General features: G+C 40.0%; 20 protein-coding genes. 16 read left to right on the top strand and 4 right to left on the bottom strand.

Annotation, left to right across the window (positions count from 1 at the left end; translation table 11 throughout):
* Positions 1 to 116 precede the first annotated feature (116 nt).
* The 8 genes from RS893_RS03600 (at position 117) to RS893_RS03565 (ending at position 8911) form a co-directional block, all read left to right on the top strand.
* Entirely contained in the window at positions 117 to 422 is a 306-nt protein-coding gene (locus RS893_RS03600) for a glutaredoxin family protein (RefSeq protein ID WP_315789903.1), read from the top strand.
* 168 nt (positions 423 to 590) lie between these two features.
* Positions 591 to 2090, top strand: a complete 1500-nt coding sequence (locus RS893_RS03595) for a UDP-N-acetylmuramoyl-L-alanyl-D-glutamate--2,6-diaminopimelate ligase (RefSeq protein ID WP_315789902.1) — start codon at positions 591 to 593, stop codon at positions 2088 to 2090.
* Between the two features lie 116 nt (positions 2091 to 2206).
* Positions 2207 to 3577: a DICT sensory domain-containing protein gene (locus tag RS893_RS03590; protein WP_315789901.1), complete on the top strand. Its 1371-nt coding sequence runs from the start codon at positions 2207 to 2209 to the stop codon at positions 3575 to 3577.
* Between the two features lie 97 nt (positions 3578 to 3674).
* Positions 3675 to 4550 (top strand): oxaloacetate decarboxylase, encoded by an 876-nt coding sequence (locus tag RS893_RS03585; protein ID WP_315789900.1) that lies wholly within the window; start codon positions 3675 to 3677, stop codon positions 4548 to 4550.
* A 196-nt stretch (positions 4551 to 4746) separates the two neighbouring features.
* Positions 4747 to 5922, top strand: coding sequence for an AbrB family transcriptional regulator (locus tag RS893_RS03580; RefSeq protein ID WP_315789899.1), 1176 nt, complete (start codon positions 4747 to 4749; stop codon positions 5920 to 5922).
* Between the two features lie 361 nt (positions 5923 to 6283).
* Positions 6284 to 6949: a phosphoribosylanthranilate isomerase gene (locus RS893_RS03575; protein ID WP_315789898.1), complete on the top strand. Its 666-nt coding sequence runs from the start codon at positions 6284 to 6286 to the stop codon at positions 6947 to 6949.
* A gap of 9 nt (positions 6950 to 6958) precedes the next feature.
* Entirely contained in the window at positions 6959 to 7828 is an 870-nt protein-coding gene (locus RS893_RS03570) for a DNA adenine methylase (RefSeq protein WP_315789897.1), read from the top strand.
* 267 nt (positions 7829 to 8095) lie between these two features.
* Positions 8096 to 8911, top strand: coding sequence for a DUF1838 domain-containing protein (locus tag RS893_RS03565; RefSeq protein ID WP_315789896.1), 816 nt, complete (start codon positions 8096 to 8098; stop codon positions 8909 to 8911).
* A gap of 99 nt (positions 8912 to 9010) precedes the next feature.
* On the opposite strand, the gene RS893_RS03560 is transcribed toward RS893_RS03565, so the two are convergent.
* The 3 genes from RS893_RS03560 to pheT all read right to left on the bottom strand — a co-directional run bounded on the left by RS893_RS03560 (position 9011) and on the right by pheT (position 12504).
* On the bottom strand, positions 9011 to 9427 hold the full coding sequence (locus RS893_RS03560; RefSeq protein ID WP_315789895.1) for a hypothetical protein: 417 nt from the start codon (positions 9425 to 9427) through the stop codon (positions 9011 to 9013).
* Between the two features lie 230 nt (positions 9428 to 9657).
* Complete coding sequence (locus tag RS893_RS03555; protein WP_315789894.1) at positions 9658 to 9927, bottom strand: YciI family protein; 270 nt, start codon at positions 9925 to 9927, stop codon at positions 9658 to 9660.
* 141 nt (positions 9928 to 10068) lie between these two features.
* Positions 10069 to 12504 (bottom strand): phenylalanine--tRNA ligase subunit beta, encoded by a 2436-nt coding sequence (gene pheT, locus RS893_RS03550; protein ID WP_315789893.1) that lies wholly within the window; start codon positions 12502 to 12504, stop codon positions 10069 to 10071.
* A gap of 11 nt (positions 12505 to 12515) precedes the next feature.
* On the opposite strand from pheT, the gene RS893_RS03545 reads away from it, so the two are divergent.
* Positions 12516 to 12716: a hypothetical protein gene (locus tag RS893_RS03545; RefSeq protein WP_315789892.1), complete on the top strand. Its 201-nt coding sequence runs from the start codon at positions 12516 to 12518 to the stop codon at positions 12714 to 12716.
* A gap of 270 nt (positions 12717 to 12986) precedes the next feature.
* Here the strand turns inward: RS893_RS03545 and RS893_RS03540 are convergent, their stop codons facing one another.
* Positions 12987 to 14378 carry a response regulator gene (locus tag RS893_RS03540; protein ID WP_315789891.1) on the bottom strand — a complete coding sequence of 464 codons (1392 nt, stop codon included), beginning with the start codon at positions 14376 to 14378 and terminating at the stop codon, positions 12987 to 12989.
* 603 nt (positions 14379 to 14981) lie between these two features.
* On the opposite strand from RS893_RS03540, the gene RS893_RS03535 reads away from it, so the two are divergent.
* From RS893_RS03535 to rfbC, 7 genes are all read left to right on the top strand, one after another.
* A complete protein-coding gene (locus RS893_RS03535) occupies positions 14982 to 15656 on the top strand; it encodes a vWA domain-containing protein (RefSeq protein WP_315789890.1) in 675 nt (224 codons plus the stop codon).
* Between the two features lie 48 nt (positions 15657 to 15704).
* Positions 15705 to 16487 (top strand): PP2C family serine/threonine-protein phosphatase, encoded by a 783-nt coding sequence (locus RS893_RS03530; RefSeq protein ID WP_315789889.1) that lies wholly within the window; start codon positions 15705 to 15707, stop codon positions 16485 to 16487.
* A 53-nt stretch (positions 16488 to 16540) separates the two neighbouring features.
* Positions 16541 to 18721 (top strand): tetratricopeptide repeat protein, encoded by a 2181-nt coding sequence (locus RS893_RS03525; protein WP_315789888.1) that lies wholly within the window; start codon positions 16541 to 16543, stop codon positions 18719 to 18721.
* Positions 18722 to 19313: 592 nt separating this feature from the next.
* Positions 19314 to 20087 (top strand): glucose-1-phosphate cytidylyltransferase, encoded by a 774-nt coding sequence (gene rfbF, locus RS893_RS03520; RefSeq protein ID WP_315789887.1) that lies wholly within the window; start codon positions 19314 to 19316, stop codon positions 20085 to 20087.
* 62 nt (positions 20088 to 20149) lie between these two features.
* A complete protein-coding gene (gene lhgO, locus RS893_RS03515) occupies positions 20150 to 21361 on the top strand; it encodes an L-2-hydroxyglutarate oxidase (RefSeq protein WP_315789886.1) in 1212 nt (403 codons plus the stop codon).
* A 317-nt stretch (positions 21362 to 21678) separates the two neighbouring features.
* Positions 21679 to 22707, top strand: coding sequence for an SDR family oxidoreductase (locus RS893_RS03510; RefSeq protein WP_315789885.1), 1029 nt, complete (start codon positions 21679 to 21681; stop codon positions 22705 to 22707).
* A 356-nt stretch (positions 22708 to 23063) separates the two neighbouring features.
* Positions 23064 to 23615: a dTDP-4-dehydrorhamnose 3,5-epimerase gene (gene rfbC, locus RS893_RS03505; RefSeq protein ID WP_315789884.1), complete on the top strand. Its 552-nt coding sequence runs from the start codon at positions 23064 to 23066 to the stop codon at positions 23613 to 23615.
* Positions 23616 to 23780: the final 165 nt, after the last annotated feature.

Below are 23780 nucleotides of genomic sequence, written 5' to 3'. Positions count from 1 at the left end.
CTCTGTGTTTTAGTTGCAACTGAAATATCAAGATTTTTTGAATTTTGCAAAATTAATTCTAGCAAGCACAATAATAAAAGTTTGTTGCTTGGGAATGTCAAAATTGGTAAAGACAAATGCGACTAATTTTATATAGCAAGCCAGAATGCCATTTATGTGAAGGATTGCAGGAAAAGTTAGAACAAATTGTAGAGATGGGAAATTTTCCTTCTTTACAGCTAGAGATTCGAGATATTACTACCTGTGAGGATTGGTTTGAGGCTTACCAATATGAGGTTCCGATCTTGTTTTTAGCCCATCGATCAAATAGCGCACAGGATGCCCATCCCACCAGCACACAAGAGAGTATGCAACTCATACCCCGTCCTTCTCCCCGTGCATCAGTGCAGCAGTTGGAAAATTTACTCCGGAAGTATCTATAGCTCTTTGTATAAAAGGGAAAATAGTGCAGAATAAAGCGCAAGCTATGGGTTAGGAACTTGAAGCTAGAGGCTAGAAGCTAGCAATTTGGGATTTTGAATCAATCCAAAATCCCAAATCTAAAATTTCTTTCCCTAGTCTGTAGTCCCTTTTTTGAAGAGGTTCACAACATGAAACTGCGGGAGTTATTAGCTACTGTAGAAGGGATTTTGCATTTACCTGAACATCCAGCAATGGATAGTCAGGTAACAGGATTAACAACAAATTCTCATGCAACCAGTCCAGGAGATTTGTTTATTGGTATGCCCGGAACACGGGTTGATGGTGGGGACTTTTGGCAAAGCGCGATCGCATCTGGTGCTGTAGCGGCAATTATATCTCCTCATGCAGCCCAAAAACACCCTCCCACACCAGAGGCTTGTGTAATTACTGCTACAGATATGACAAAAGCCTGCGCCCAAATAGCCAAAGTTTTTTATGACTATCCAGGGCAAAAACTTAAACTTGTGGGCGTCACAGGTACAAACGGTAAAACCACAACTACCCATTTGATTGAATATTTCCTTAACCAAGCAAATAAACTTACAGCTTTAATGGGTACTCTCTATACTCGTTGGCTAGGGTTTACCCAAACTGCTGTTCACACCACACCATTTGCAGTCGAACTGCAACATCAGCTAGCAGCAGCGATCGCTGCTGGTAATGAGTATGGTGTGATGGAAGTTAGTTCCCACGCTTTGGCCCAAGGACGAGTCATGGGTTGCCAGTTTGAAGTCGGCGTATTTAGTAACCTTACCCAAGATCATCTTGACTTCCACCGCGACATGGAAGATTACTTCGCGGCGAAAGCTTTACTATTTAATTGTGATTATCTCAAAGGGCGGGCAATAATTAACGCCGACGACGCCTACGGACAGCGATTAATTGTATCTTTAGATGCAGATAAAGTTTGGAGTTATAGTGTTAGCAATTCTACTGCTGATTTATGGATGAGTGATTTAAGTTACGAACCAAATGGTGTTAGCGGGAAACTCCATACACCAAAAGGTGATGCCACTTTTCGTTCGCCCCTAGTCGGTCAATATAATCTCGAAAATCTTTTGGCAGCAGTAGGAGCAGTTTTACACTTAGGTTTAGATTTAGAATTGGTGGTATCTACAATACCAGAGTTTCCGGGGGTTCCCGGACGCATGGAAAGAGTACAGGTGAATCCACAACAGGACATCAGCGTCATCGTAGATTATGCTCACACTCCTGATAGCTTAGAGAACTTGCTCAAAGCTTCGCGTCCGTTTATTCCTGGTAAGATAATTTGTGTGTTTGGTTGCGGAGGAGATAGGGATAGGACTAAGCGCCCGAAAATGGGTAAAATAGCCGCTGAACTAGCTGACGTAGCAGTCGTAACATCCGATAATCCCCGTACTGAAGATCCAGAACGGATTTTGCAGGACATCTTAGCAGGAATACCGGAAACAGTTCAGCCCATAGTAATCTGCGATCGCGCTACTGCCATTCGTAGTGCTATTTTAGAAGCACAACCCGGAGACGGTGTTTTGCTAGCTGGTAAAGGTCACGAAGATTACCAAATTCTCGGAACTGAAAAAATCCACTTTGATGACAGAGAACACGCACGCGACGCACTAGACGAAAGGCTAAGGGCTATAGCTTAGAAATTAGGGATTAGGGATTGGAAGGAGGACAACTAATCAGTTATCAGTTATCAAATTAAACTGGTAACTGTTAACTGATTCATGCTCAATGACAAATGACAAATGACAAATAACAAATGAATGTTTCTCTAGTTCGGGAACTATCAATATATCAACTGGCTTTGGATGTACAAACGCCTCCTTCGGTTTCATCTGTTACTCCTGCTAATTTGCTATCACTATTGAAGTCACAAATTGACTTACTAATAGAACAGCAAATTCCCGCAACTTTATGGGTAAAGCTGCCACCAGGAAAAATTTGGCATTCAGAAATTCAGCGTTACCAACAGCGTATTGATAATGCTGGGGTTGTTTATCATTGCCATGTTGGAGAGGTAGGAATAGAGGGAGTTGATAAAGAAAATCTCAAACCATATTCCCCATCTCAACAAGGTCTGCGATTCTTACCAAATCAGAAGCGGCGAGAATATTTTTTAATAGTTTTATCAGTAAACTTTTGCAGCTTAATAGTTACTGAACGAGCAATTAAAAATCATAAAACTTTATTGACAATATTTACTTTTGATCCAAAAATTATCCAACAGGTATTAGATAGTATTAAACAGGCAATAGTGCCAGAAGATTCGGCGATCACACCAGATCATTCGATTTGTGCAAGTGTGTCTGAACCAGCACTGATGAGTCAATTGCTGACAAAACAACTCCAATGCCAAGAAGAAATCAACCGTCAAATTATTGCTAAACGGATTGCCAAGATAGAACAGCAAAAACAAGCACTACACAATAGTTTGCAACTTAAAGATGAATTTTTAAGCAATGTCTGTCATGAACTGCGTACACCTCTGACGCACATGAAGACTGCCTTAAGTCTATTAAATTCGCCTAATCTCAAAAATCCACAGCGTCAGCGCTACTCCCAAATGCTCAGCACCCAATGCGATCGCCAAAATTCACTCATTCATGGTGTATTGGAACTGGTGCAAATCGAACGCAATTTGGAAGCAATGAACTTAGAAGCAGTATGCTTAGCAGACATTGTACCTGGAGTAGTTAGTACCTACCAGCCTCTAGCACAAGAAAAAGGCATTATGCTAGCCTACACCGTACCTACAGAACTCCCTGCTGTTTGGTGTGTCAGTGGAGGACTGAGGCAAATTGTCATTCATCTACTTTCTAATAGCATCAAATACACTCCCAATGGAGGTCAAGTTTGGGTTTGGGGAAGGCTTCAGGGCGACTATGTTCAATTAGAATTTCGTGATAGTGGTATCGGTATTAGCGAAAGCGAAATTCCCAAAATTTTTGACCGCTTTTATCGTGTGCGTCCCCTACCTTCAGAAGACCCTGGTGGTGCAGGTTTGGGTCTAACAATTGTACAGCAACTACTACGAGGCTGTGGAGGCTCTATTTCTGTCAAAAGCAAACCTTCCGAAGGTTCCACGTTTACAGTTCAGTTAGCGGCTGTCGTTGAAAAATATAGTAAGTAGAGGAGGGAGGTGGAGACATGGAGGACAAGGGAAATAAGTTACTATATTACTCCTCACACTCCCCACCTCCCCACCTCCCCTACCCCCATATAAACTTATGTCTTCTGGAAAAAAACTACGAGATTTGCTAAAGAGCCCAGGTATTATGATCATTCCTGGCGTTTACGATTGTTTGGGAGCTAAATTAGTAGAAAAACTAGGCTTTAATGTTGTAGCAACTAGCGGTTTTGGTATTGCCGCATCTACTCTTGGACTGCCTGACTATGGTTTTCTAAGTGTGACTGAAATGCTCTATAGTGTAGGGCGAATTGCTAAGAGTGTGAGCATTCCTCTAATCGCAGATATGGATACTGGCTATGGCAATGTCTTGAATGTGATTCGCACAGTTCAAGATGCGGTGCAGTTGGGACTGGCAGGGATAATTTTAGAAGACCAAGAGTGGCCAAAAAAGTGCGGTCACTTTGAGGGTAAACGAGTGATTCCGATGAAAGAACATGTCGGAAAAATTCAAGCAGCATTCCAAGCGCGGGGTGATAGCAGTTTGGTGATCATTGCTCGCACTGACGCTCGCGCTCCTCTAGGATTAGAAGAAGCTATGCGGCGTGGTCGTGCTTACGTTGAGGCTGGGGCTGATGTGTTATTCGTAGAAGCACCCCAATCTGTGGAGGAACTGCAAACTATAGCTTCTAATTTTGGTGATGTGCCTTTGGTAGCCAATATTGTTGAAGGTGGCAAAACTCCTTCACTTTCTGCCTCCGAGTTAGAAAAACTAGGCTTTAAGATAGTGTTTTTTCCACTTACAGCCTTACTAGCAGTCACAAAGGTAATGACTGCTTGTTTGAGTCAGTTGAAGGAACAAGGAACCACAGCTAACTTCCATGAGTTAATTAGCTTCCAGGATTTTCAAGAACTCATGGATGTTCCTAAGTATTTGCAACTTGAGCAGCAGTTTGGCATGGGGAAGGGAGTGTGAGGGGTGTGGGGAGTGTGTAGACACGTAGCGGCTTAAGGTAAGGGTGGAGTCTGAGGGGTGAGGAAGATAAGGGGGACACGGGAGAAAACCAACAAACAACCAACAACCAACAACCAACAAATAACAATTTTCACAGATGCATGTATTGTACGATCGCGCTAGTTTGGTTACTAGTCGATTTAAGAAACACTTTTTAATGAATCAAAATTTAATTGTTGTTCCTCATCAGAAAGATAGTACGACAACGAATCCCATTGTTAGCCAACAACAGCTATTTATTAAGCAACTCCAGATCCTGATAGCAGAACTACTTTTGGCAATACCCTTTGGTTTAGCTTTGTTTCGCTTCAATTTTGGTGGTATTTCTTGGATTTTTGGCGGAATTATTTCTGGTGCAGCGATATTCCAGACATCCCGAGTTATTTATAACTATTTGCCTAAACCTAACCGGACTGCTAGAGAGATTGGAATGGTATTAGTGGGCATAACTATCGGCACTTCTAATGCCCATGCTAATTTAGCTAGTATTAGTGCTGGTGTTCCAGTTTTTGTTTGCCTCACCTTGTTTTTACTATTATGTGGAGGTTGCATTGGCTACATTTATTCCAGTTTGAGCAAAACCAATCTTTTGACAGCAATGCTAGCTACAGTTCCTGGCGGTGTAGGGGTAATGTCAGCTATCGCCGCAGATTACAATAAAAATGTCACTTTGGTAGCATTAGTACAGGCACTGCGGGTAACAAGCGTAGTTTTTCTCATACCCTTAATTGCTAAAGCCACAAATCATACCTCAGTTCAATCACCGATATCCTCTACTGTCGAGTCATACTCTTTTGAGTTACTCTTATTGGTGTTGGTTATCAGCGCATTAGCAGTTTATATAACGAAATTACTGAAAGTTCCTGCTGCCCCTTTTTTTGCATCATTACTAGTAGGAATAGCATTTAATCCTATTCTCAATTGGCTATCTTTTGTAGATGATATCTCGTTTACCCCACCAGTTGTAATCAAGTTACTCGGTCAAATGTTGCTGGGAATTACTATCGGTGAGTATTGGGGTGAAAAACCTGCTTTCCCAAAACGAACTATAGGATACGCTATCATTTCAGTCGCGATGACTCTTGCTGCTGGGGTAGCCGCGACTTTGCTTGCCATGCAATTAACGTCTTGGGACTGGCTAACTTGTCTGTTAGTAACAGCACCTGGAGGATCTGCGGAAATTATCTTAGTTGCTTTGACACTAGATCATAATGTAGAAATTGTGACAGCCGGCCATGTTGTGCGACTAATCGCTATTAATAGTTTTCTACCGATTTGGATTTTTCTATTTCGTCATTTTGACAATAAAGAAGACAGGAGAGAAACCATATAAAACCAAGTATTTGTTTGTGTTTGAATAACATTAACAGATGACATAGCCGCATCCCTGTAAATTTATCTGTATTCATCAGTGTGTATCTGTGTACATCAGCGGTCATTTTTTAAAACATAATTACGCCTAACGTGAATTGAAAAAGCAATATAAGGGTTTTTGGCAAGTGTCCAGAGTTTGATTTGGTTAACGAACACCGATGAACACGGATGAACACAGATAGATTATCGGTGTGTATCTGTGTTCATCTGTGTACCCTGCACCGAAGCCTATGAGCGCGTCTACGATTCTAAAAACATGATTTTTGCCATAGTTTTAATTCACATTAGGCGTAACATAATTTTAAACGTCAATTGGAACAATGGAAAGAACAAAAATACCAAGAGTCAAGATTTGCTGTATCAACAGCATTGAGGAAGCATGGACTGCTATTAATTGCGGTGCATCTGCTCTTGGTTTAGTTTCAAAAATGCCTAGTGGCCCTGGTATTCTCACTTTTGAGAAAATCGCAGAAATTGCCGCTTCAGTTCCACCACCAATAGCTACCTTTTTGTTAACTTCTAGCCAAGATGCCCAGGAAATTATAGAGCAATCAAGATACTGCGGTACAAATACTGTGCAGATATGCGATCGCTTAGCATCTGGAACTTACCAAGACATCCGCCAGTCTTTGCCTGGAATCTCGATAGTGCAAGTTATTCATGTGAGTACCGAAGAATCTATCCAAGAAGCGATCGCTGTCGCAACTTATGTAGATGCGATTCTTCTAGACTCTGGCAACCAATCATTATTGGTGAAAGAATTGGGGGGGACAGGACGCATCCATAACTGGAATTTAAGCGCCATAATTCGTAAAAAACTAAACGTACCAATCTTCTTAGCAGGAGGATTAAAACCTGAAAATGTAGCTTTGGCTGTTCAACAAGTCGGCCCATTTGGATTAGATGTGTGTAGTGGGGTTCGCAGTGATGGTAAATTGGATGCGAATAAACTCAAGCGGTTTTTCCAAGAGTTAAAAATTTACTGATAATATTTTATGTTGAAAAGCCCGCTACGTTACCCTGGTGGCAAGTCCAAAGCACTAAATAAAATTGCTGAGTACTTACCAGATAATTTTTCGGAATTTCGAGAACCTTTTATAGGTGGTGGTTCTGTATTTATATACCTAAAACAAAAGTTTCCAAACCAGAAATTTTGGATTAACGATTTAAACCCTGAACTATACTGTTTTTGGAAAGTTGCTCAAACAAATTTACCTCAGCTAGTTCAAGAAGTCTGTCTGATAAAAGATAAATATACAGACGGTAGATTATTATTTCAAGAATTGATCAGCATAGAATCTACAAATAATTTAACTGAACTTGACAGGGCGGTACGTTTTTTTGTCCTCAATAGAATTACCTTTTCTGGCACTATTGAATCAGGTGGATTTTCACAAGAAGCTTTTCATAAAAGATTTACTTACTCATCAATTGAAAGTTTAGAAAAATTAGAAAATATTTTAACAAATGACGTTAAAATTACTAATTTAGATTACAGTGACCTTTTAATCCCAGAAGGAGAAGAAGTATTTCTGTTTTTAGATCCTCCTTATTTTGTTGCTACTAAATCAAAACTTTATGGTAAAGCTGGAAACTTACACACTTGTTTTAACCATCAAAAATTTGCTGAAATAGTGCAACAATGCCATCATAATTGGCTGATAACTTATGATGATTCTCCCACAATCAGAGATAATTTTAAATCAAAGAATATCTGTGCATGGGAATTACAGTATGGAATGAATAACTACAAGCAGAGTGAAGCAGCCAAAGGAAAAGAATTAATTATAACTAATTATCAACATCCAAGAAAAAATATCAATTCAGCCTCAACAGTTGAGCTTGAGTTTATCGAACTAACTTAGTCAGATATTAGACAAAAAATTAGTTAACATCCGAAACTCTGCGACCCCACCGAAGCTTTGAGCCTCGCTATCGCGAGGATCTTACGCTAACGGAGGAAACCTCCGCACCCTTCGGGAAGCCGCGCAAAGCGCGTCTACAAACTTCTCTCTGCGCTTACCTTTGCGTCCCTGGTGCGTTTAAAAACACTCAAGTTGTACCCAAAAGTCTTCTGGAACAAAACCTTCACCTAAAAAGGTATTGTTTAATAAGTAGTCAGGAGCCACAAAATGGTTGCCCAAAATCAAGAATTAGAAGCCTCATACTGGGTGAAAACTCGCTCTTCACTTGATCCTGCTGAATCAAGCTTTTTAAGCTGGACAGGTAAAATATACGCTTTTGTTCCAGGTGAAAAACGCACACTCTTATTTAAAATGGTTGGCATGAGTGTGAGCAGATGTATTTCCACTGAAGCGGGTTGCTGGGATTTTACCTCTAGAGAATTGACTTATTACCTCAATCCCGAAACAGAAGAGATTTTGCATACATGGGATAATCCCTGGACGGGGGAAACAGTTCCAGTAATGCACGTTGCGAATAACCCAGTGCAAGGTCATTTTAAAGGCAAGTTTCCAGCCCAAGTAGATGATGAGAGTACAACTTTTGTATTTGATATCTTTCCTACTTATCCCAACCCCTTACTAGAAGATGAGAAATTAGCTCAATATAGTCCCCAACCCACTTATCAAGCCGCAGAGTTATTTAAAATTACTGTTCCCACCACAGATTTATTCAATTTGGAATTACCTTCGGTTTTTCAACTGAGACTGAGTTGGGATAGGATTGGCCAATGGCTACCTTGGATGAAAATGGGCGATCGCTCTGGTTATCTCATCTACAGTGCTTATGGTAGCAAAGTCAAAGGCCTCGACGAATTACCGCAACTACTCAAAGACGAAATTAATACTCGTGTTCCTCTATACAAAAATGCTCCGAAATCCTTTTTAGATGTCGAAGACATGACTTCTTGGCTTTACTTCCAACAAAATTTAGATGCTTATTTAGCTGGTGAAAGATTCCCTCTACCAGCACCAGAAGAATACTAACACCAATTTGAATTATGTAGTGTTTACCGTTGCCGAAAACAGAGAAATTTTGTGGAGCGCACGGCTGTGCGCCCCTACTTTAAGTATGTAATTTTTGAATTACTGCCTTTTGCCATTAGTGAGGACATTGATTGCTCCACCTGCGGCTGCACCATCAATGGCATCACCAACAACATGTCTGGTGTTACCACGAAGGATTGTGCCAGTTACTGCACCCGCAGCTGCGCCGACTCCAACATCTTGAACCACGTTACGGTTTTGACGGTTTTTGTACTGACGTCTAGTACCATGAACGGCGTTGACAGCAGCCCCAGACGCCGCCCCCTTGATGGCATTGTTGACGACAGAACCACGTCCTCTAATAGCGCCAGAGACTACACCAGCGCCGGCTCCAATACCAATGTCTTGTAGTATGTACTCATCAGCAGCAGCAGGTTTAGCAGGAACAAAACTAGCACCTACTAAACTTGTAGCCAATAAGCCGGGTAAAACTGTGCGTTTAAAAATTTTGTTCATAGACCTACCTTCTCAACTCAATATTTAGTGATTTACAAACAGTCAAAGTTGAGACAGTTTTGTTTGACCATACTTTTAGTCTAGGCAATAGCAAGTTTTTTTGCATGAGAAATCTTTCATGATAACCGTACAAAAAACTGAGGTAGTAGAAGAAATTTAGACATTATTTGTTCCTGCATCTTTTGTATTTTTAGGAATACAGCCCTGTCTACTACCTTTTGCCATAATATCTAAAATGCCTGAATCCACTCTTTGATAGAGTATTCAGTCCAAATTCCGTTTTGCCAATAAGGATCATTTTCTACCAATTGACGCACAGCATCTTCGTTGTCAGCTTCGTAAATACCAAAAACTTTTGTTAAATCTTTGGTGGGGCCAATAGTAATTAGTACACCAGATTCTTTTTGTTTTGCTAATCCATCTAGATGAGCTTGACGATAAGGGGCACGTTTCTCAAGGACATCTTCACAGTAAGTTCCCCACATGATGTATTTAGTCATATTTTTTCTATTCCAAAGATTGTTAGTAGTTAGTAGGTAATGGGTAATTGCTAATTGCTAATTGGTAATGGGTGATTGGTAATTGATCGTTGTTATTAGCCATCAACCACTATCCACTAACCACTAACCACTAACTAATAATTAACTTCTCAAAGCAACACCAAATTTTTCGACCAATGTATCACGGACTTTTTGATGCACGGGTTCAACTTCTGCATCAGTGAGAGTGCGATCGCTAGCTCGATAAATGAGGCGGAATGCTAAACTCCGTTGTCCTTGCGGTACATGTTCGCCCCGGTATTCATCAAATAGTTCCACAGATTCGAGTAAATCTTTACCTGCTTTAGTAATTGCTTTTTCAATTTCGGCAACTGTCACTTTCACAGGTGCAAAGAATGCAATATCTCTATCTGTAGCTGGATAGGTAGAATAAGGTTTAAAAGTAGGTACGATGATTTCATCTTGATCTAGTGCATCCAACAGCACATCTAAATCTAGTTGAAATACGTAAACTGCTTCTGGCAAACTTCTTTCGTGTCGCAGTTGGGGATGTAACTGCCCAAAGATACCCAATCTGTTACCCCGAATCCACAAAGAGGCGGTTCTACCTGGATGCAAACGCTCGTCACGGCAATCTGGTTGATATTCCACCTCCAAACCCAGGCGCTGAAATACACTATCCAAGATGCCTTTGGCTTCGTACCAAGTCATGGGTTGCTCACGCCCACTACTTGTCCACTTGCTAGATCTGCGATCGCCTCCTAAAATCCCTGCTATGGCATCTGCTTCCTGCAAGCCGTTTTCTTCTTGCCAAAAAATTCGCCCAACTTCAAATCCATTGAGCGCCCCATTGCCTTGTTCTAAATTATACACATAAGCATCAATCAACCCAGAAAGCAAATCTGTGCGTAGGGCTGAATACTCTACAAATAAAGGATTTGCTAATGCTATTTGTCTATCTTCTCCTGGCTTCACTAAGGAGTAGTGCATTAATTCTGTTAATCCTTCACCCCGGAAACATGCCCGCAACTGACGCAGTATGTCTACATCAAAAGGCAAATAACCTGCTCCTGACTTTTCTGGCAGAGTGTCGCAGAAACGATTATAGCCATAGAGACGGGCAATTTCTTCGATTAAATCAATTTCCCGTTCTAAGTCACGGTAACGGTAGGGTGGTACTGTCACTGTCCATTTGCGCTCACCGGCACTCTTGAGTTGACATCCTAATGCCGTTAGAGTACGCTCTACATCCTCAGCTTGTATTTCTCCGGGTTGTTCACCTAAATCAACAGGCCCCAACACCTGATTCACCCGATCTAAACGTAGTTCAATCGAACGTGTCCAAGTTGATGGATCAGGGCGGCTATCCGAAATTTCCTGAGTTACGAGACTTCCTTGGGTAAGTTCGGTAATCAGAGTTAAGGCGCGGCGTGTAGCTATTTCCAAGCCTGCACTATTTATACCCCGTTCGTATCGAGATGAAGATTCACTTCTTAACCCCACACTGCGAGAAGAACGGCGAATGACTACGGAATCAAACAAAGCTGCTTCTAGTATCAGATTTTGCGTACCTTCATGGACTTCGCTTTCTTCACCACCCATCACACCAGCTAAAGCAACTGGTTTATCGTTAGCGGTAATCAGCAAGTTCTGGATGGAGAGGGTGCGAGTTTGTCCGTCTAGAGTTTTGAGGGTTTCTCCGGCGTTAGCAAAACGCACACCAATAGCTAGTTTTTCACTTCTGGCTATAGAAATAAGGCGATCGCGATCAAAAGCGTGTAGTGGCTGTCCCCATTCCAACAATACATAATTAGTAATGTCCACTACATTATTAATTGGTCTAACTCCCGCAGCCCGCAAACGCTGTTGTAACCAATCAGGAGAAGGGGCAATTTTTACCTGTTCAATTACTGTACCAATATAGGTAGGGCAAGCTTGCGTATCAGCTACTTTAATAGCTAAATTTCCTGCACCTTGGGAAACCGAAACTTCACCAGGTTCAGGAATCGTCAGTTTTGCACCCGTCAGCGCTGCAACTTCCCGCGCTATACCCACCATACTTAAAGCATCAGCACGGTTAGCAGTAGCAGTCACATCCAAAATGACGTCATCCAAACCCAACAACGGACGCACATCACTACCCAATTGCAGATTCTCTTGGGTAAAAATATGAATTCCGTCTACATCGCTTGGCAAACCCAGTTCTTTTAAAGAACAAATCATGCCATTAGATGGGACGCCACGCAGTTTTGCAGGTTTAATTTTTAAATCAATATTTGGTAGATAAGTACCTACTGTAGCAACTGGTACATAAATATCTGCCCGGACATTGGGGGCGCCACAGACAATATTTAGAGTTTCTCCTGTACCGATATCAACTTGACAAACACTTAATTTATCAGCATTGGGATGGGGTTGGCGCTCAAGCACTCTCCCAATCACAACACCATTAGCCCAAGTGCGGCGATCTTCAATATCTTCTACCTCAAACCCTGCCATTGTCAAGGTTTGAGCTAATTCTTCGCTTGCTAGTTTTACCTCAACTAGTTCCCGCAGCCATTTAAGAGAAATACGCATGGAATGTGTGCTTGTGCGAAATCAGATCTGAAATTCAGAATGCAAAGACTATTTTAGAATTAATCGACAGGATTCCTCATCCATTAGCAAAAGCAATTGCGTTTGATTTGAAAAATGGGTGTGGGGGAAATGAAGATATTTTGGGGAGTTTTTACGTAAATCCTGGCGATCGAGGAGCAAATCAGGAGCAAACTCATGATCCATCTGTGTAGCCTTCGGGAGCTACTTGCACGTCTACATCAGTGTATATCTGTGATATCTGTGTTGATTCGATTTTTCATCTAATGTAGATGGCTCAATCAAAGATAAGTTTACTAAAGTAGACTTAAGCTATCAGTTCCAAATTTATTTGATACCAATCTGATTATGTAAGTTTAGTTTTGAAAGTGGGTAATGCTAGCCTTGTCAAGGTATAACCATCAAAATCAAATTATCTTTATATCTTTTCCTCAACAAGAGTGCGTTCTCTATAATTTTGTGCTTCAAGTCAAATGCATAAACACCATTTTGAGTAAATCTGCACGCGTAAATGGTTTAGTTAAATATCCCGATGCACCTACAAATCTAGCTCTAACTTTATCTATAATTCCCTTGCTACCTGTAACCATCACAATCGGAGTCTCTTTAAACATGGAGTTATTACGGATAATGCGACATAATTCATAACCATCAATTCCTTCCATGTTGAGATCCAATAAAATCAAGTCTGGTTTGTGTCTAATTACTGCCATGACTGCTTTGAGTGGATCGCTGATTGTCACTACAGAAAATTTTTCTTCTTCTAAAAAACGACTAATTTCTTTTAGAAATGTTGGACTATCATCTATAGAAATAATTTTATATTTTTTGCGGATATTTGCAGGAGCAGGAATAGCTTGTTGTAGAGTAGAGTTGATGTTAATTGGACTTGTGAATTCTTGTAATTTTTTTCTTCTCGCCTGAGTAATGTGTGCTAATTGTTGAGAATTTGTTTGAGTTTTTGTATTACTATTTTCTATTAATGATGTATCTACTAATTCTTGATTTTTTAATACAGTTATACGATTATTTTCTATTACCTGCTCAAAAGTTTTCGGTAATTTATCAAAAGGCGGGTCTGGTTCATGTAATAAAATTGAGCCATTTAAAATGTAAGGATACAAAGTTTTCAGCACATGTATTTCATCTTGGTTGATAATTACTGCGAGATGACGTAGGCTAAAACCTTTGATCCATTCACTTATATTTTGCTGTATTTCTGGTAAATTTGTTTGTGAGGTTAGAGTTTTTACCCGCAGATATGGACGCTGATAAGGTGATGAAATATGCGGTGCAAAAGACTGCCAATCTTGCAACCTCCCTTGACAACGTTCTATCAGTTTCCCAACATCTAGTCTACAAATGATTGGCATTCGCTCTGGATTTTCTTTTAATTCATAATTACCTTGTTTAATTAATAAAAAGGATTCAATTACTTCTTTTGCCAATTCTTGAATCAATACGGCTGCTTGCGTAGGGTTAAGATGTTTTTGACTAACTAACCAGCAAATAGCTTGATATTCAGAAGGACGTTGATAACTGATAGATTCTTCAGAATTTGAACTATGGTATTCTATGGACTGATTATAAGAATCAGGTTCAAATTGTAGACGTAATTGGACACGAGTTTCACTACTTAGGGTAGGAATGCGATGACTGAGGCGACGCAAATGACGTTCGAGTCTATCGAAGGGTTCGATGGAATGGGTAGCAAATGTAATTTTGCCTTGGTCAATAAAAATAGACCAGGTAACTGAGTTACTCAAGGCTTGTAAATAAGTACTGTCAGAACAGTTGGATAATTGTCTTAACAAACTTAGAGGATGTAGATTTGTGAATGTGCCGTAATTATTCATTTCCTTAGAGAATTTACAGGAAAATAGCAGTTTGCTTGTGCATTCGCATTCTTCGGCAAATGTTGCATCTTGTTATTTCTAATTTCTTTACAAAAATATTTTCTTGACTTGTCATGTATATCTTACAAGCTAGAAAAGCTACTCTCAGGAGAGTTGTTAAATTTTGTATAAGTAATAGAACAAGTGTTTTATATTTTTGTTTTGATTGGTTCTGTATTTTTATACAAATTTCCTGAATATTGATGAGAACGCTAATAATGCTTAATTACTTTTATCTAAAATATGAATCTTCTACATGAAATCTTTAAATTATCCCGTTAGCTCAGTTACGCAGTTATTGTATTCTGTAAATTATACGTATAAGTTATTTTAAATTAAGCTTCTACAGACAATGCCAAAGCTCAATAACTTCTCTTTTTCTCCACTAACTCCGAGGGAGTATTTTTGAAAAAATTTACGTAATTTGGCAGTTGCGAATTGTTTTATAACTAGTAAACTATCCAAAAATCAAAAGACATCTAGGTAGTCTTACCAACTCTAGAAACTATATACTTTGAGATCCAGGAAAATAATAGTTTGAAGCTAAATATAACACGAAAAGTTATGACCGATACATTAAGACTTGATGAAGTCGTTGAGTTTGCTGAGAACCCAGAACCCCGTTGTCCTTGCGTGTTACTACTTGATACCTCTGGCTCAATGCAAGGTATGGCAATCAATGCCCTAAATGAAGGATTACTAAGTTTTAGGGATGAGTTAATTAAAAATTCCTTAGCTTCCAGAAGAGTAGAAGTAGCAATAGTTACTTTTGATAGCCATATCAATGTCGTACAAGACTTCGTAACCGCTGACCAGTTTAATCCCCCCATCCTAACCGCACAGGGATTAACAAATATGGGTGCTGGTATCCACAAAGCTTTAGACTTGATTCAAGAACGCAAAGCTCAGTATCGTGCCAATGGGATTGCTTACTATCGTCCTTGGGTATTCATGATTACTGATGGAGAACCACAAGGCGAAGCAGATAACTTAGTAGACCAAGCAGCAAAAAGACTACAAGCCGATGAAGTAAACAAACGTGTTGCTTTTTTTACGGTAGGTGTGGAAAATGCTAATATGGCACGCTTAAGTCAAATTGCTGTGCGTACCCCCTTAAAGCTAACGGGATTAAACTTTGTTGAGCTGTTTGTCTGGTTATCTGCCAGTATGTCAGCGGTTTCTCATTCTAAAGTAGATGAGCAGGTGGCGCTACCTCCGATTGGTTGGGGTTCTGTTTGATGTAAGATTGCATCTTTTGTACTTACACAGCTGTTAGAAGATTAGTTTATGAAAACTTCAACAAAGACACCTCAATGGCGGGTAGTTGCCGCATCAGTATGTGGTACAAGCCATATGAAAAACAAGCAGCTGTGTCAGGACGCTCACCACTTTGTAATATTGCCTGATAATGTCTTGGTGGTGTCAGCAGCTGATGGCGCGGGTTCAGCGATTTTAGGGAAAGTCGGGGCAATGGTTGCAGCAGAAACGGCAGTAGCAACCATCTGTACTCATCAAGAAGTTTCCCGACGCACTTTGGTTGAGGATGCTTTTGTGCGATCGCTCTTAACTGACGCTATAATAGCCGCCAGAAAAGCTGTAGAAGCAGAAGCTATTGCCTGTAATAAACAACCCCAAGATTTAGCCAGCACCCTAATTGTTCTAGTCGCCACACCAGAAATTGTGGCAGTGGCACAAGTAGGCGATGGTGTGGCAGTAGCAAAGGATCGCATCGGCAACTTGATTGCCTTAACTATGCCTGACAACGGCGAATACATGAATGAAACCACTTTTTTGGTTTCCCCAGGCGCGATGGAAAAAGTCCAGGTCAAGGTGTGGCGTCAGTCAGTTGTCAACATCGGCGTCCTCACTGATGGATTGCAGTTGCTGGCAATGAATATGGCTGTTAGTGCGCCTCACAAACCCTTCTTTCTTCCTTTGTTTGACTTTGTTGCCAGTGCCGAAGATAAAATTATCGCCAAAGAGCAACTGGTGAAATTTTTGCGTTCAGACCGGATCACCCAACGCACAGACGACGATCTAACGTTAGTTATTGCGGCGTTAACCGATTAGCAATATTATTGCTATTTAAAATTACATACACCTTCCCTATCATTAAATATATCATGCAGGTACTACGTTATCTTCCCAACCAAAAAATTGTTCATCTTAATCTCACCGTCAGTTTAGGACGTGGTGGTGAAGCATGTATTTATACAGTGCCAACTGATGCCAGTGCAGTGGCGAAGGTTTATCACAAGCCATCTGAGGTGCAAGCACGGAAACTGGAGGTGATGCTCAATCACCCGCCAGAAAACCCCACGGCTAGTCTCGGACACATCTCCATCGCTTGGCCTACAGAACTTTTAAGAGCAGCAGATGGTAGCGATCGCATCGTCGGCTTTTTAATGCCCCGAATTCGGGGGATGCGTCCGATTATCGACTTTTACAACCCAAGAACCCGTCGCCAACACTGTCCCCTATTTAGCTATCAATACCTGCTTCGCACTGCTCGTAACTTAGCAGCAGCCTTTGCAGCTTTACACGCTAGCGGCTATTGTGTGGGTGATGTAAATGAGTCAAATATCCTCGTCAGTGACACAGCTTTAGTTACAGTTGTGGACACAGACTCATTCCAAGTTTACGACCCGGATCATGATTTCGTGCATCGTTGTCCCGTTGGTAAACCAGAATTTACCCCCCCAGAACTACAGAATAAAACCTTTGCCAAGTGCGATCGCGCTGTTCCCCATGATTTATTTGGTTTAGCAGTGCTAATCTTTCAACTGTTGATGGAAGGTACTCATCCATTTTCTGGGATCTACCAAGGCGCAGGTGAACCACCACCCTACGAAGCACGCATCGCAGCTGGTCATTTTACCTACAGCCAAAACCGCAGCATACCCTACGTACCCACCCCAATTGCTCCTCCTTGGAAAATTCTTCACCCCAGCTTGCAAGAACTATTCCTGCGTTGTTTTGAAGACGGTCATAGCAACCCTCTGTTACGTCCCAGCGCTCAAAGTTGGGTATTGGCCTTAGCGGAAGCTGAAGATGCTTTGATTAGCTGTAGCACTAATCCCCAACACCGTTACAGCAATCACCTAGAAATTTGTCCCTGGTGTGAACGTAGCCTGCGATTAGGTGGACGTGACCCCTTCCCATCTCCACAGGTAATTGCTACAAGAGAACACCTCAAACCCCGCATTACCACTAGAAGGCGTACTTCCGATACTCGTCGTTTTCCCCAAACAGCAGCGATTTCATTCCAGCAACATAACTATTACACTCCAATACCTCCACGTAAGGTTCGTGTTTATAAATCATCTAATAAGGCTGGGTTATATTCTGTTATTTTTGCCTTGCTTGGCATTGGTACGTTCTTTTATTTGGACTTAACCAATGATTTAACCAGTAGTTATCTACGTAAAGATTCTTTAGCTCAACAAAGTTTGATTGAGTCGCGTGACAATCATCTGAATTTGAGTTTTGCTGATTACTACAAACAGGGTCATGCTGCTTACAAAGTCAAAAAATATGATCAAGCAATTGAAAACTTTACCCTCGCAATTAAGCAGCAACCTCAACACGCCAAAGCCTTTGTCAACCGGGGGAATGCTCATTACAATCTCAAAGATTACGACGCCGCGATCGCTGATTACAATCAAGCAATTAAAATAAACCCCAAAGAAGTAAAAGCTTATGTTAATCGTGGCAATGTTTATTACATGCAAGCTGAATATAGCACCGACCAAGATAAAAACTATAATTTAGCCCTTGCTGATTTTAATAGTGCCCTGCGTTTAAATCCTAACGAAGTTGAAGCTTATATCAGAAGGGGTATTGTCCGCGCTCAAAAGGCCAAATATAGCGGTGACTCGCAGCTAGATTATCAAAAAGCGATCGCTGATTTTAACCAAGCAATTAATCTCAATCCATCCAGAGCAGAAGCTCATTATCAGTTAGGACTTGTCCGCTATCAAATTGCCCAATATAGCAGCAACTTTGAACAAGAATACACCAAAGCAATTTCTGACTTTAGCAGAGCATTAAACATCAATCCGCGATTGTCAAAAGTTTATCTGAAGCGAGGAATTGTCTACCATGAACTTGCTCAGTATGGTGGGAACGAATCTCGCTCCCAGCAAAGCAAAGCAGTAGAAGATTTACAAATGGCTGCAAAAATTTCTCTTGAGCAAGATGACGAGGAAAGTTATCAACAAGCACTAAGCAGCATTTGCATAGTTGTTGAAAATAAATGTGACACTATGTTCCAGAATGCAACTTTTTCCCAGAAAGCTCGTTAATAACAACTTCAAAAATAATATAAAATAGCAGCCGATTTGGATTTAGAGAGAGGAAAGTTTTTTCTATACAAACGGCAGCTATATTATTCAGCTATTAAGCTTAAAAAATTTGGGCTTTTAGCTAATCTGTGGTTTTTATGACTACCTTAATCCTATTAATCTTATATTCGCTGGAATACTTAATATTGTCGCGTAGGCTGGTAATTGGTAAAGGAAAAACCAATGACCAAAAGCAAAACATAATATTGTAGGCAACTATCCAAATGTTATATAAAAAACAGAAATACAGAAAGTAATCTATTTATTTTAGCCTATCTAGACTCTTCAAATATGCATTAATTTTTACTATTTTAGGCTAGACATTTTATGTTTTTATGGGGATTTTATTCAAAAATATAATTTGTCCTGATAGCTACGAGCTTTTCCATTTTTTTACACATACAAGCAGTTAATTTACCTGACCTTCATACTTATCTAACAAAATACGGTTAGATTGTATACTGAGAAAAACAGCAATAAATAATGCTTTGTCTTCACTGGGAAACGTTTGAATATCTAAAATTCATCTACCTAAAACTTTAGAGGCTATTGCATGAAAGCAGTAATTTTGGCTGGAGGACTTGGTACGCGCATTAGCGAAGAAACCAGCATCAAACCTAAGCCTATGGTGGAAATTGGTGGTAAGCCAATATTGTGGCATATCATGAAAATCTACTCTGCTCATGGTATTAATGATTTCATTATTTGCTGTGGTTATAAAGGATACGTAATTAAAGAATATTTTGCTAATTACTTTTTACACATGTCAGATGTGACATTTGACATGCGCTTTAATCAAATGAATGTACATTTGGGTAATGCTGAACCTTGGCGTGTCACTTTGGTAAATACAGGTGATAACACCATGACTGGTGGTAGATTAAAGCGAGTCAGAGAACATATAGGTAATGAAACTTTTTGCTTCACCTACGGTGACGGTGTCAGTAATGTAAATATTACAGAATTAATCAAATTCCATAAAGAACAAAAAACTTTAGGAACACTCACTGCTGTACAACCACCTGGACGATTTGGTGCAATTGTTTTGGGAAGCGAACAAACCAAAATCACCAGTTTCCATGAAAAACCAGAAGGTGATGGTGCTTGGATTAATGGTGGTTTTTTTGTATTAGAACCAGAAGTCATCAACTTTATTGCTGATGATTCTACGGTGTGGGAAAAACAACCATTAGAAAAACTGGCTGAGATGGAACAGTTGTCTGCTTTTAAACATGACGGCTTTTGGCAGCCAATGGATACCCTCAGAGATAAAAATTATTTAGAAGATTTATGGAATAAGAACAAAGCGCCTTGGAAAATATGGTAGATGATCTCAACTATGAACAAAAATCAATTCATAATTCATAATCCATAATTCAGAAAATACCAATGTACGATTTTGCAATTATAGGTGGAGGCATTGTTGGTCTTTCCACCGGTATGGCCTTAAGCAAAACCTATCCTAAAGCCAAGATTCTAGTATTGGAAAAAGAAAAGCAATGGGCTTTTCATCAAACTGGTAACAATAGTGGTGTCATTCACTCTGGTATTTACTATAAACCAGGGAGTTTTAAAGCGAAATTCTGCCGTGATGGTTGTCAATCTATGGTGGAATTTTGTCAAGAACATAGGATTGATTATGAAGTTTGTGGCAAGGTAATAGTTGCTACCAATGAAAGCGAATTACCAGGCTTAGAAAATTTATACAAGCGTGGTTTAGAAAACGGCATTAAAGTTAAGAGAATTAGCCCCGAAGAAGTCAAAGAATTTGAACCTCATGTTACCTGTGTCGGTGGAATTTACGTATATTCTACAGGTATTGCTAACTATAAGCAAGTTTGTCTCAAGTATGCGGAAATAATTGCTCAACAAGGAGGAGAATTACGACTCAACACAAAAGTTGAAAAAATAGTTCCCAGTGGTAATAATCAAGTACTAGAGACAAATAACGGTACTTTTGAAACTCGGTTTGTAATTAACTGTGCTGGTTTGCATAGCGATCGCATTGCTAAATTAGGTAAAGTAGACCCCCAGGCTAAAATAGTACCTTTCCGGGGTGAATATTACGAGTTAATACCGGAAAAACGCTATCTTGTCAAAGGTTTAATATATCCAGTTCCTAATCCCGACTTTCCTTTCTTAGGCGTTCATTTCACTCGGATGATTGATGGTACTGTCCACGCCGGACCGAACGCCGTTTTGAGTCTCAAACGGGAAGGTTATAAAAAGACTGACTTTGACTGGCGTGACTTTGCTGAAGTCATGACCTATCCTGGTTTTTGGAAACTAGCAGCTAAACACGCTGATGAAGGAATCAAAGAAATTGTTCGTTCCTTTAGTAAAGCAGCCTTTACTAGAAGTTTGCAAAAACTAATTCCCGAAGTTCAATCAGAAGATTTAATTCCCACCCACGCTGGAGTTCGCGCCCAAGCGTTAATGAATGACGGTAAGTTAGTCGATGACTTTCTGATTATTCATGGACAAAATACCGCCCATGTATGCAATGCACCTTCCCCAGCGGCCACTTCTTCGATTGAAATTGGTAAAGCCATAGTTGCTCAAATTCCTCAACCGCAGCATCTTCAAACCACATTAGCCTAGTCACATAAGTGCTTATTCCCGTAAGGTTGGCAAGGTGGCAAACCAATAGACGTAACAGTGGCTTCAAGTTAGAGTAGGTTGGTGATTTTTTATCAACCACTCAGACTCTCAGACACAAAAAATTTTGGCATTGCATAATTGCGGGATACGAGTTGGAATTTGTGCCAACACTAATTACTGGGTCTGGGCGTCATCGTGTCAGCCTCAATCATCTTAATTATTCAGCAATGCCAAATTTTTTATCCCTTTTGCTGTATTCGCCTAAGTTATTTCTAATCGTATCAAATCATCTAATCAACACATAAGGACTTTTCACAATGAAGATTCTTGTCACAGGAACAGAAGGTTATCTCGGTTCATTATTACCTCCTTTGTTAATTCAAAAAGGGCATGAAGTTATCGGTGTAGATACTGGTTTTTATAAAGTAGGTTGGTTATATAACGGAACTGAACTAACAGCTAAAACCCTTAACAAAGATATTCGTCACATCACCTTAGAAGACTTGCAAGGTGTCGAAGCAGTAGTTCACATGGCGGAACTCTCTAATGATCCAACTGGACAGCTAGCACCGAATATTACGTATGATATTAATCACAAAGGCTCAGTTCGTCTTGCTAACCTAGCAAAAAAAGCAGGTGTACGTCGGTTTGTTTACATGTCTTCCTGTAGTGTTTATGGCGTAGCAACCGAAGGAGACGTCACTGAAGAATCTCCTGTGAATCCTCAAACAGCCTACGCAGAATGTAAAACCCTAGTAGAACGAGATATCAAACCACTTGCTGATGATGACTTCTCTCCTACCTTTATGCGAAATGCTACCGCCTTTGGTGCTTCCCCCAGAATGCGCTTTGATATTGTTTTAAATAACTTAGCAGGTCTAGCGTGGACTACTAAAGAAATCAAAATGACTAGCGATGGTACACCTTGGCGTCCGCTAGTTCATGCCTTAGATATTTGTAAGGCTATTGTTTGTACTCTGGAAGCTCCTCGCGATATTGTACACAACCAAATTTTTAACGTCGGTGATACTGCTAACAATTATCGAGTTAAAGAAATTGCGGAAATTATTGCCGATACCTTTCCTGGATGTAAATTAAGTTTTGGTGAACAAGGAGCCGACAACCGCAGTTATCGAGTTTCTTTTGAGAAAATCAATAGCATCTTACCTGGCTTTAAGTGTGATTGGAATGCTCAACTAGGCGCTAAACAATTATTCGATTTGTTTAGCAAAATTGACATGACTGAGGAAGTTTTCTTATCTAGAGGCTTTACTCGGTTGAAGCAACTAGAGTATCTGATTCGTACACAACAAATTGACCAAGATTTCTTCTGGACTAAATATTAACTAAATAATTTGATTGGTAAGATAAAATACTTGCAGATTCTGAATCAAATAACTTTGCTTGGTTCTGCAAATTTTACCAATCATTTTTTTGTAGAAATATTAGATTATGTGTATCTCTAGAAAATCGTATAGGAAAGACTATACGCTATCCCTATCTATAATCGGGCAAATTTGTTAGCTCAGCAATTCAAATCAAATGGCTTGCTGGCTAAACGACTAAAGCTTTCTACTTTATTACTGATATGATACTTTTTCCAAACCAAAGTTATTAAACATATCATAATTAGTTGGTAGTCAGTAGTCAATTACTAATTTACTATCCACTAACCTACTTTATTCACTCTACGAGGTTGCTCATGATTTTCACCAAAACTGAACTCAAAGACGCATACATTATTGATTTAGAAGAAAAACACGATCACCGTGGTTTTTTTGCCCGTACTTTCTGTGCTAAAGAATTTGAGGCACATGGTTTAAAGCCAGTTGTGGCTCAATGCAATCTTTCTTTTAACCACAAAAAAGGAACTTTGCGGGGAATGCATTATCAAGTTCCCCCAGCAGCAGAAACAAAGTTGATTCGTTGCACTAAAGGCGCTATCTATGACGTAATTATTGATATGCGTCCGGAATCTCCTACCTTTTTACAACATTTTGGTGTAGAACTAACCGCAGAAAATCATTGTGCTTTATATGTACCAGAGATGTTTGCTCACGGCTATCAAGCACTTACCGATGGAGCAGAAGTCACATATCAAGTTGGTGAGTTCTATACTCCAGGATATGAAAGAGGTTTGCGCTATGACGATCCTTTCTTTAACATTCAATGGCCTTTAGAAGTGACAGAAATTTCCAAAAAAGATTTGAATTGGCCTTTAATGTCAATGATGAGCGTTGGTGGTTCTAAATAACAAAATTTATGTTTGATGGTAATTGCAGCTGACCAAACAATCATTTTTTATAAATCGACCACCAATCAACACCGATGCATACTAATAGACATATAGATTTTCTATATGCATTTAATGTTATTTGTTGGTGACTGCTTTTTTAAATAAAATTGGTTTGTTTAGTTT

Origin of the sequence: Fischerella sp. JS2, from assembly GCF_032393985.1 — a bacterium.
In the GTDB taxonomy this organism is placed as follows: Bacteria; Cyanobacteriota; Cyanobacteriia; order Cyanobacteriales; family Nostocaceae; genus Fischerella.
The sequence above is the reverse complement of the archived record's forward strand: the minus strand, read 5'-3'. Positions and strand labels throughout refer to the sequence as shown.

What these genes read in the sequence shown, in the direction of transcription:
- RS893_RS03535 (WP_315789890.1), top strand. Translation starts at nt 14,982, where the DNA reads ATGACCGATACATTAAGACTTGATGAAGTCGTTGAGTTTGCTGAGAAC.
- RS893_RS03575 (WP_315789898.1), top strand. Translation starts at nt 6,284, where the DNA reads ATGGAAAGAACAAAAATACCAAGAGTCAAGATTTGCTGTATCAACAGC.
- RS893_RS03590 (WP_315789901.1), top strand. Translation starts at nt 2,207, where the DNA reads ATGAATGTTTCTCTAGTTCGGGAACTATCAATATATCAACTGGCTTTG.
- RS893_RS03540 (WP_315789891.1), bottom strand. Translation starts at nt 14,378, where the DNA reads ATGAATAATTACGGCACATTCACAAATCTACATCCTCTAAGTTTGTTA.
- pheT (WP_315789893.1), bottom strand. Translation starts at nt 12,504, where the DNA reads ATGCGTATTTCTCTTAAATGGCTGCGGGAACTAGTTGAGGTAAAACTA.
- RS893_RS03525 (WP_315789888.1), top strand. Translation starts at nt 16,541, where the DNA reads ATGCAGGTACTACGTTATCTTCCCAACCAAAAAATTGTTCATCTTAAT.
- RS893_RS03530 (WP_315789889.1), top strand. Translation starts at nt 15,705, where the DNA reads ATGAAAACTTCAACAAAGACACCTCAATGGCGGGTAGTTGCCGCATCA.
- lhgO (WP_315789886.1), top strand. Translation starts at nt 20,150, where the DNA reads ATGTACGATTTTGCAATTATAGGTGGAGGCATTGTTGGTCTTTCCACC.
- RS893_RS03580 (WP_315789899.1), top strand. Translation starts at nt 4,747, where the DNA reads ATGAATCAAAATTTAATTGTTGTTCCTCATCAGAAAGATAGTACGACA.
- RS893_RS03565 (WP_315789896.1), top strand. Translation starts at nt 8,096, where the DNA reads ATGGTTGCCCAAAATCAAGAATTAGAAGCCTCATACTGGGTGAAAACT.
- RS893_RS03560 (WP_315789895.1), bottom strand. Translation starts at nt 9,427, where the DNA reads ATGAACAAAATTTTTAAACGCACAGTTTTACCCGGCTTATTGGCTACA.
- RS893_RS03585 (WP_315789900.1), top strand. Translation starts at nt 3,675, where the DNA reads ATGTCTTCTGGAAAAAAACTACGAGATTTGCTAAAGAGCCCAGGTATT.
- RS893_RS03570 (WP_315789897.1), top strand. Translation starts at nt 6,959, where the DNA reads ATGTTGAAAAGCCCGCTACGTTACCCTGGTGGCAAGTCCAAAGCACTA.
- rfbF (WP_315789887.1), top strand. Translation starts at nt 19,314, where the DNA reads ATGAAAGCAGTAATTTTGGCTGGAGGACTTGGTACGCGCATTAGCGAA.
- RS893_RS03555 (WP_315789894.1), bottom strand. Translation starts at nt 9,927, where the DNA reads ATGACTAAATACATCATGTGGGGAACTTACTGTGAAGATGTCCTTGAG.
- RS893_RS03510 (WP_315789885.1), top strand. Translation starts at nt 21,679, where the DNA reads ATGAAGATTCTTGTCACAGGAACAGAAGGTTATCTCGGTTCATTATTA.
- RS893_RS03600 (WP_315789903.1), top strand. Translation starts at nt 117, where the DNA reads ATGCGACTAATTTTATATAGCAAGCCAGAATGCCATTTATGTGAAGGA.
- rfbC (WP_315789884.1), top strand. Translation starts at nt 23,064, where the DNA reads ATGATTTTCACCAAAACTGAACTCAAAGACGCATACATTATTGATTTA.
- RS893_RS03595 (WP_315789902.1), top strand. Translation starts at nt 591, where the DNA reads ATGAAACTGCGGGAGTTATTAGCTACTGTAGAAGGGATTTTGCATTTA.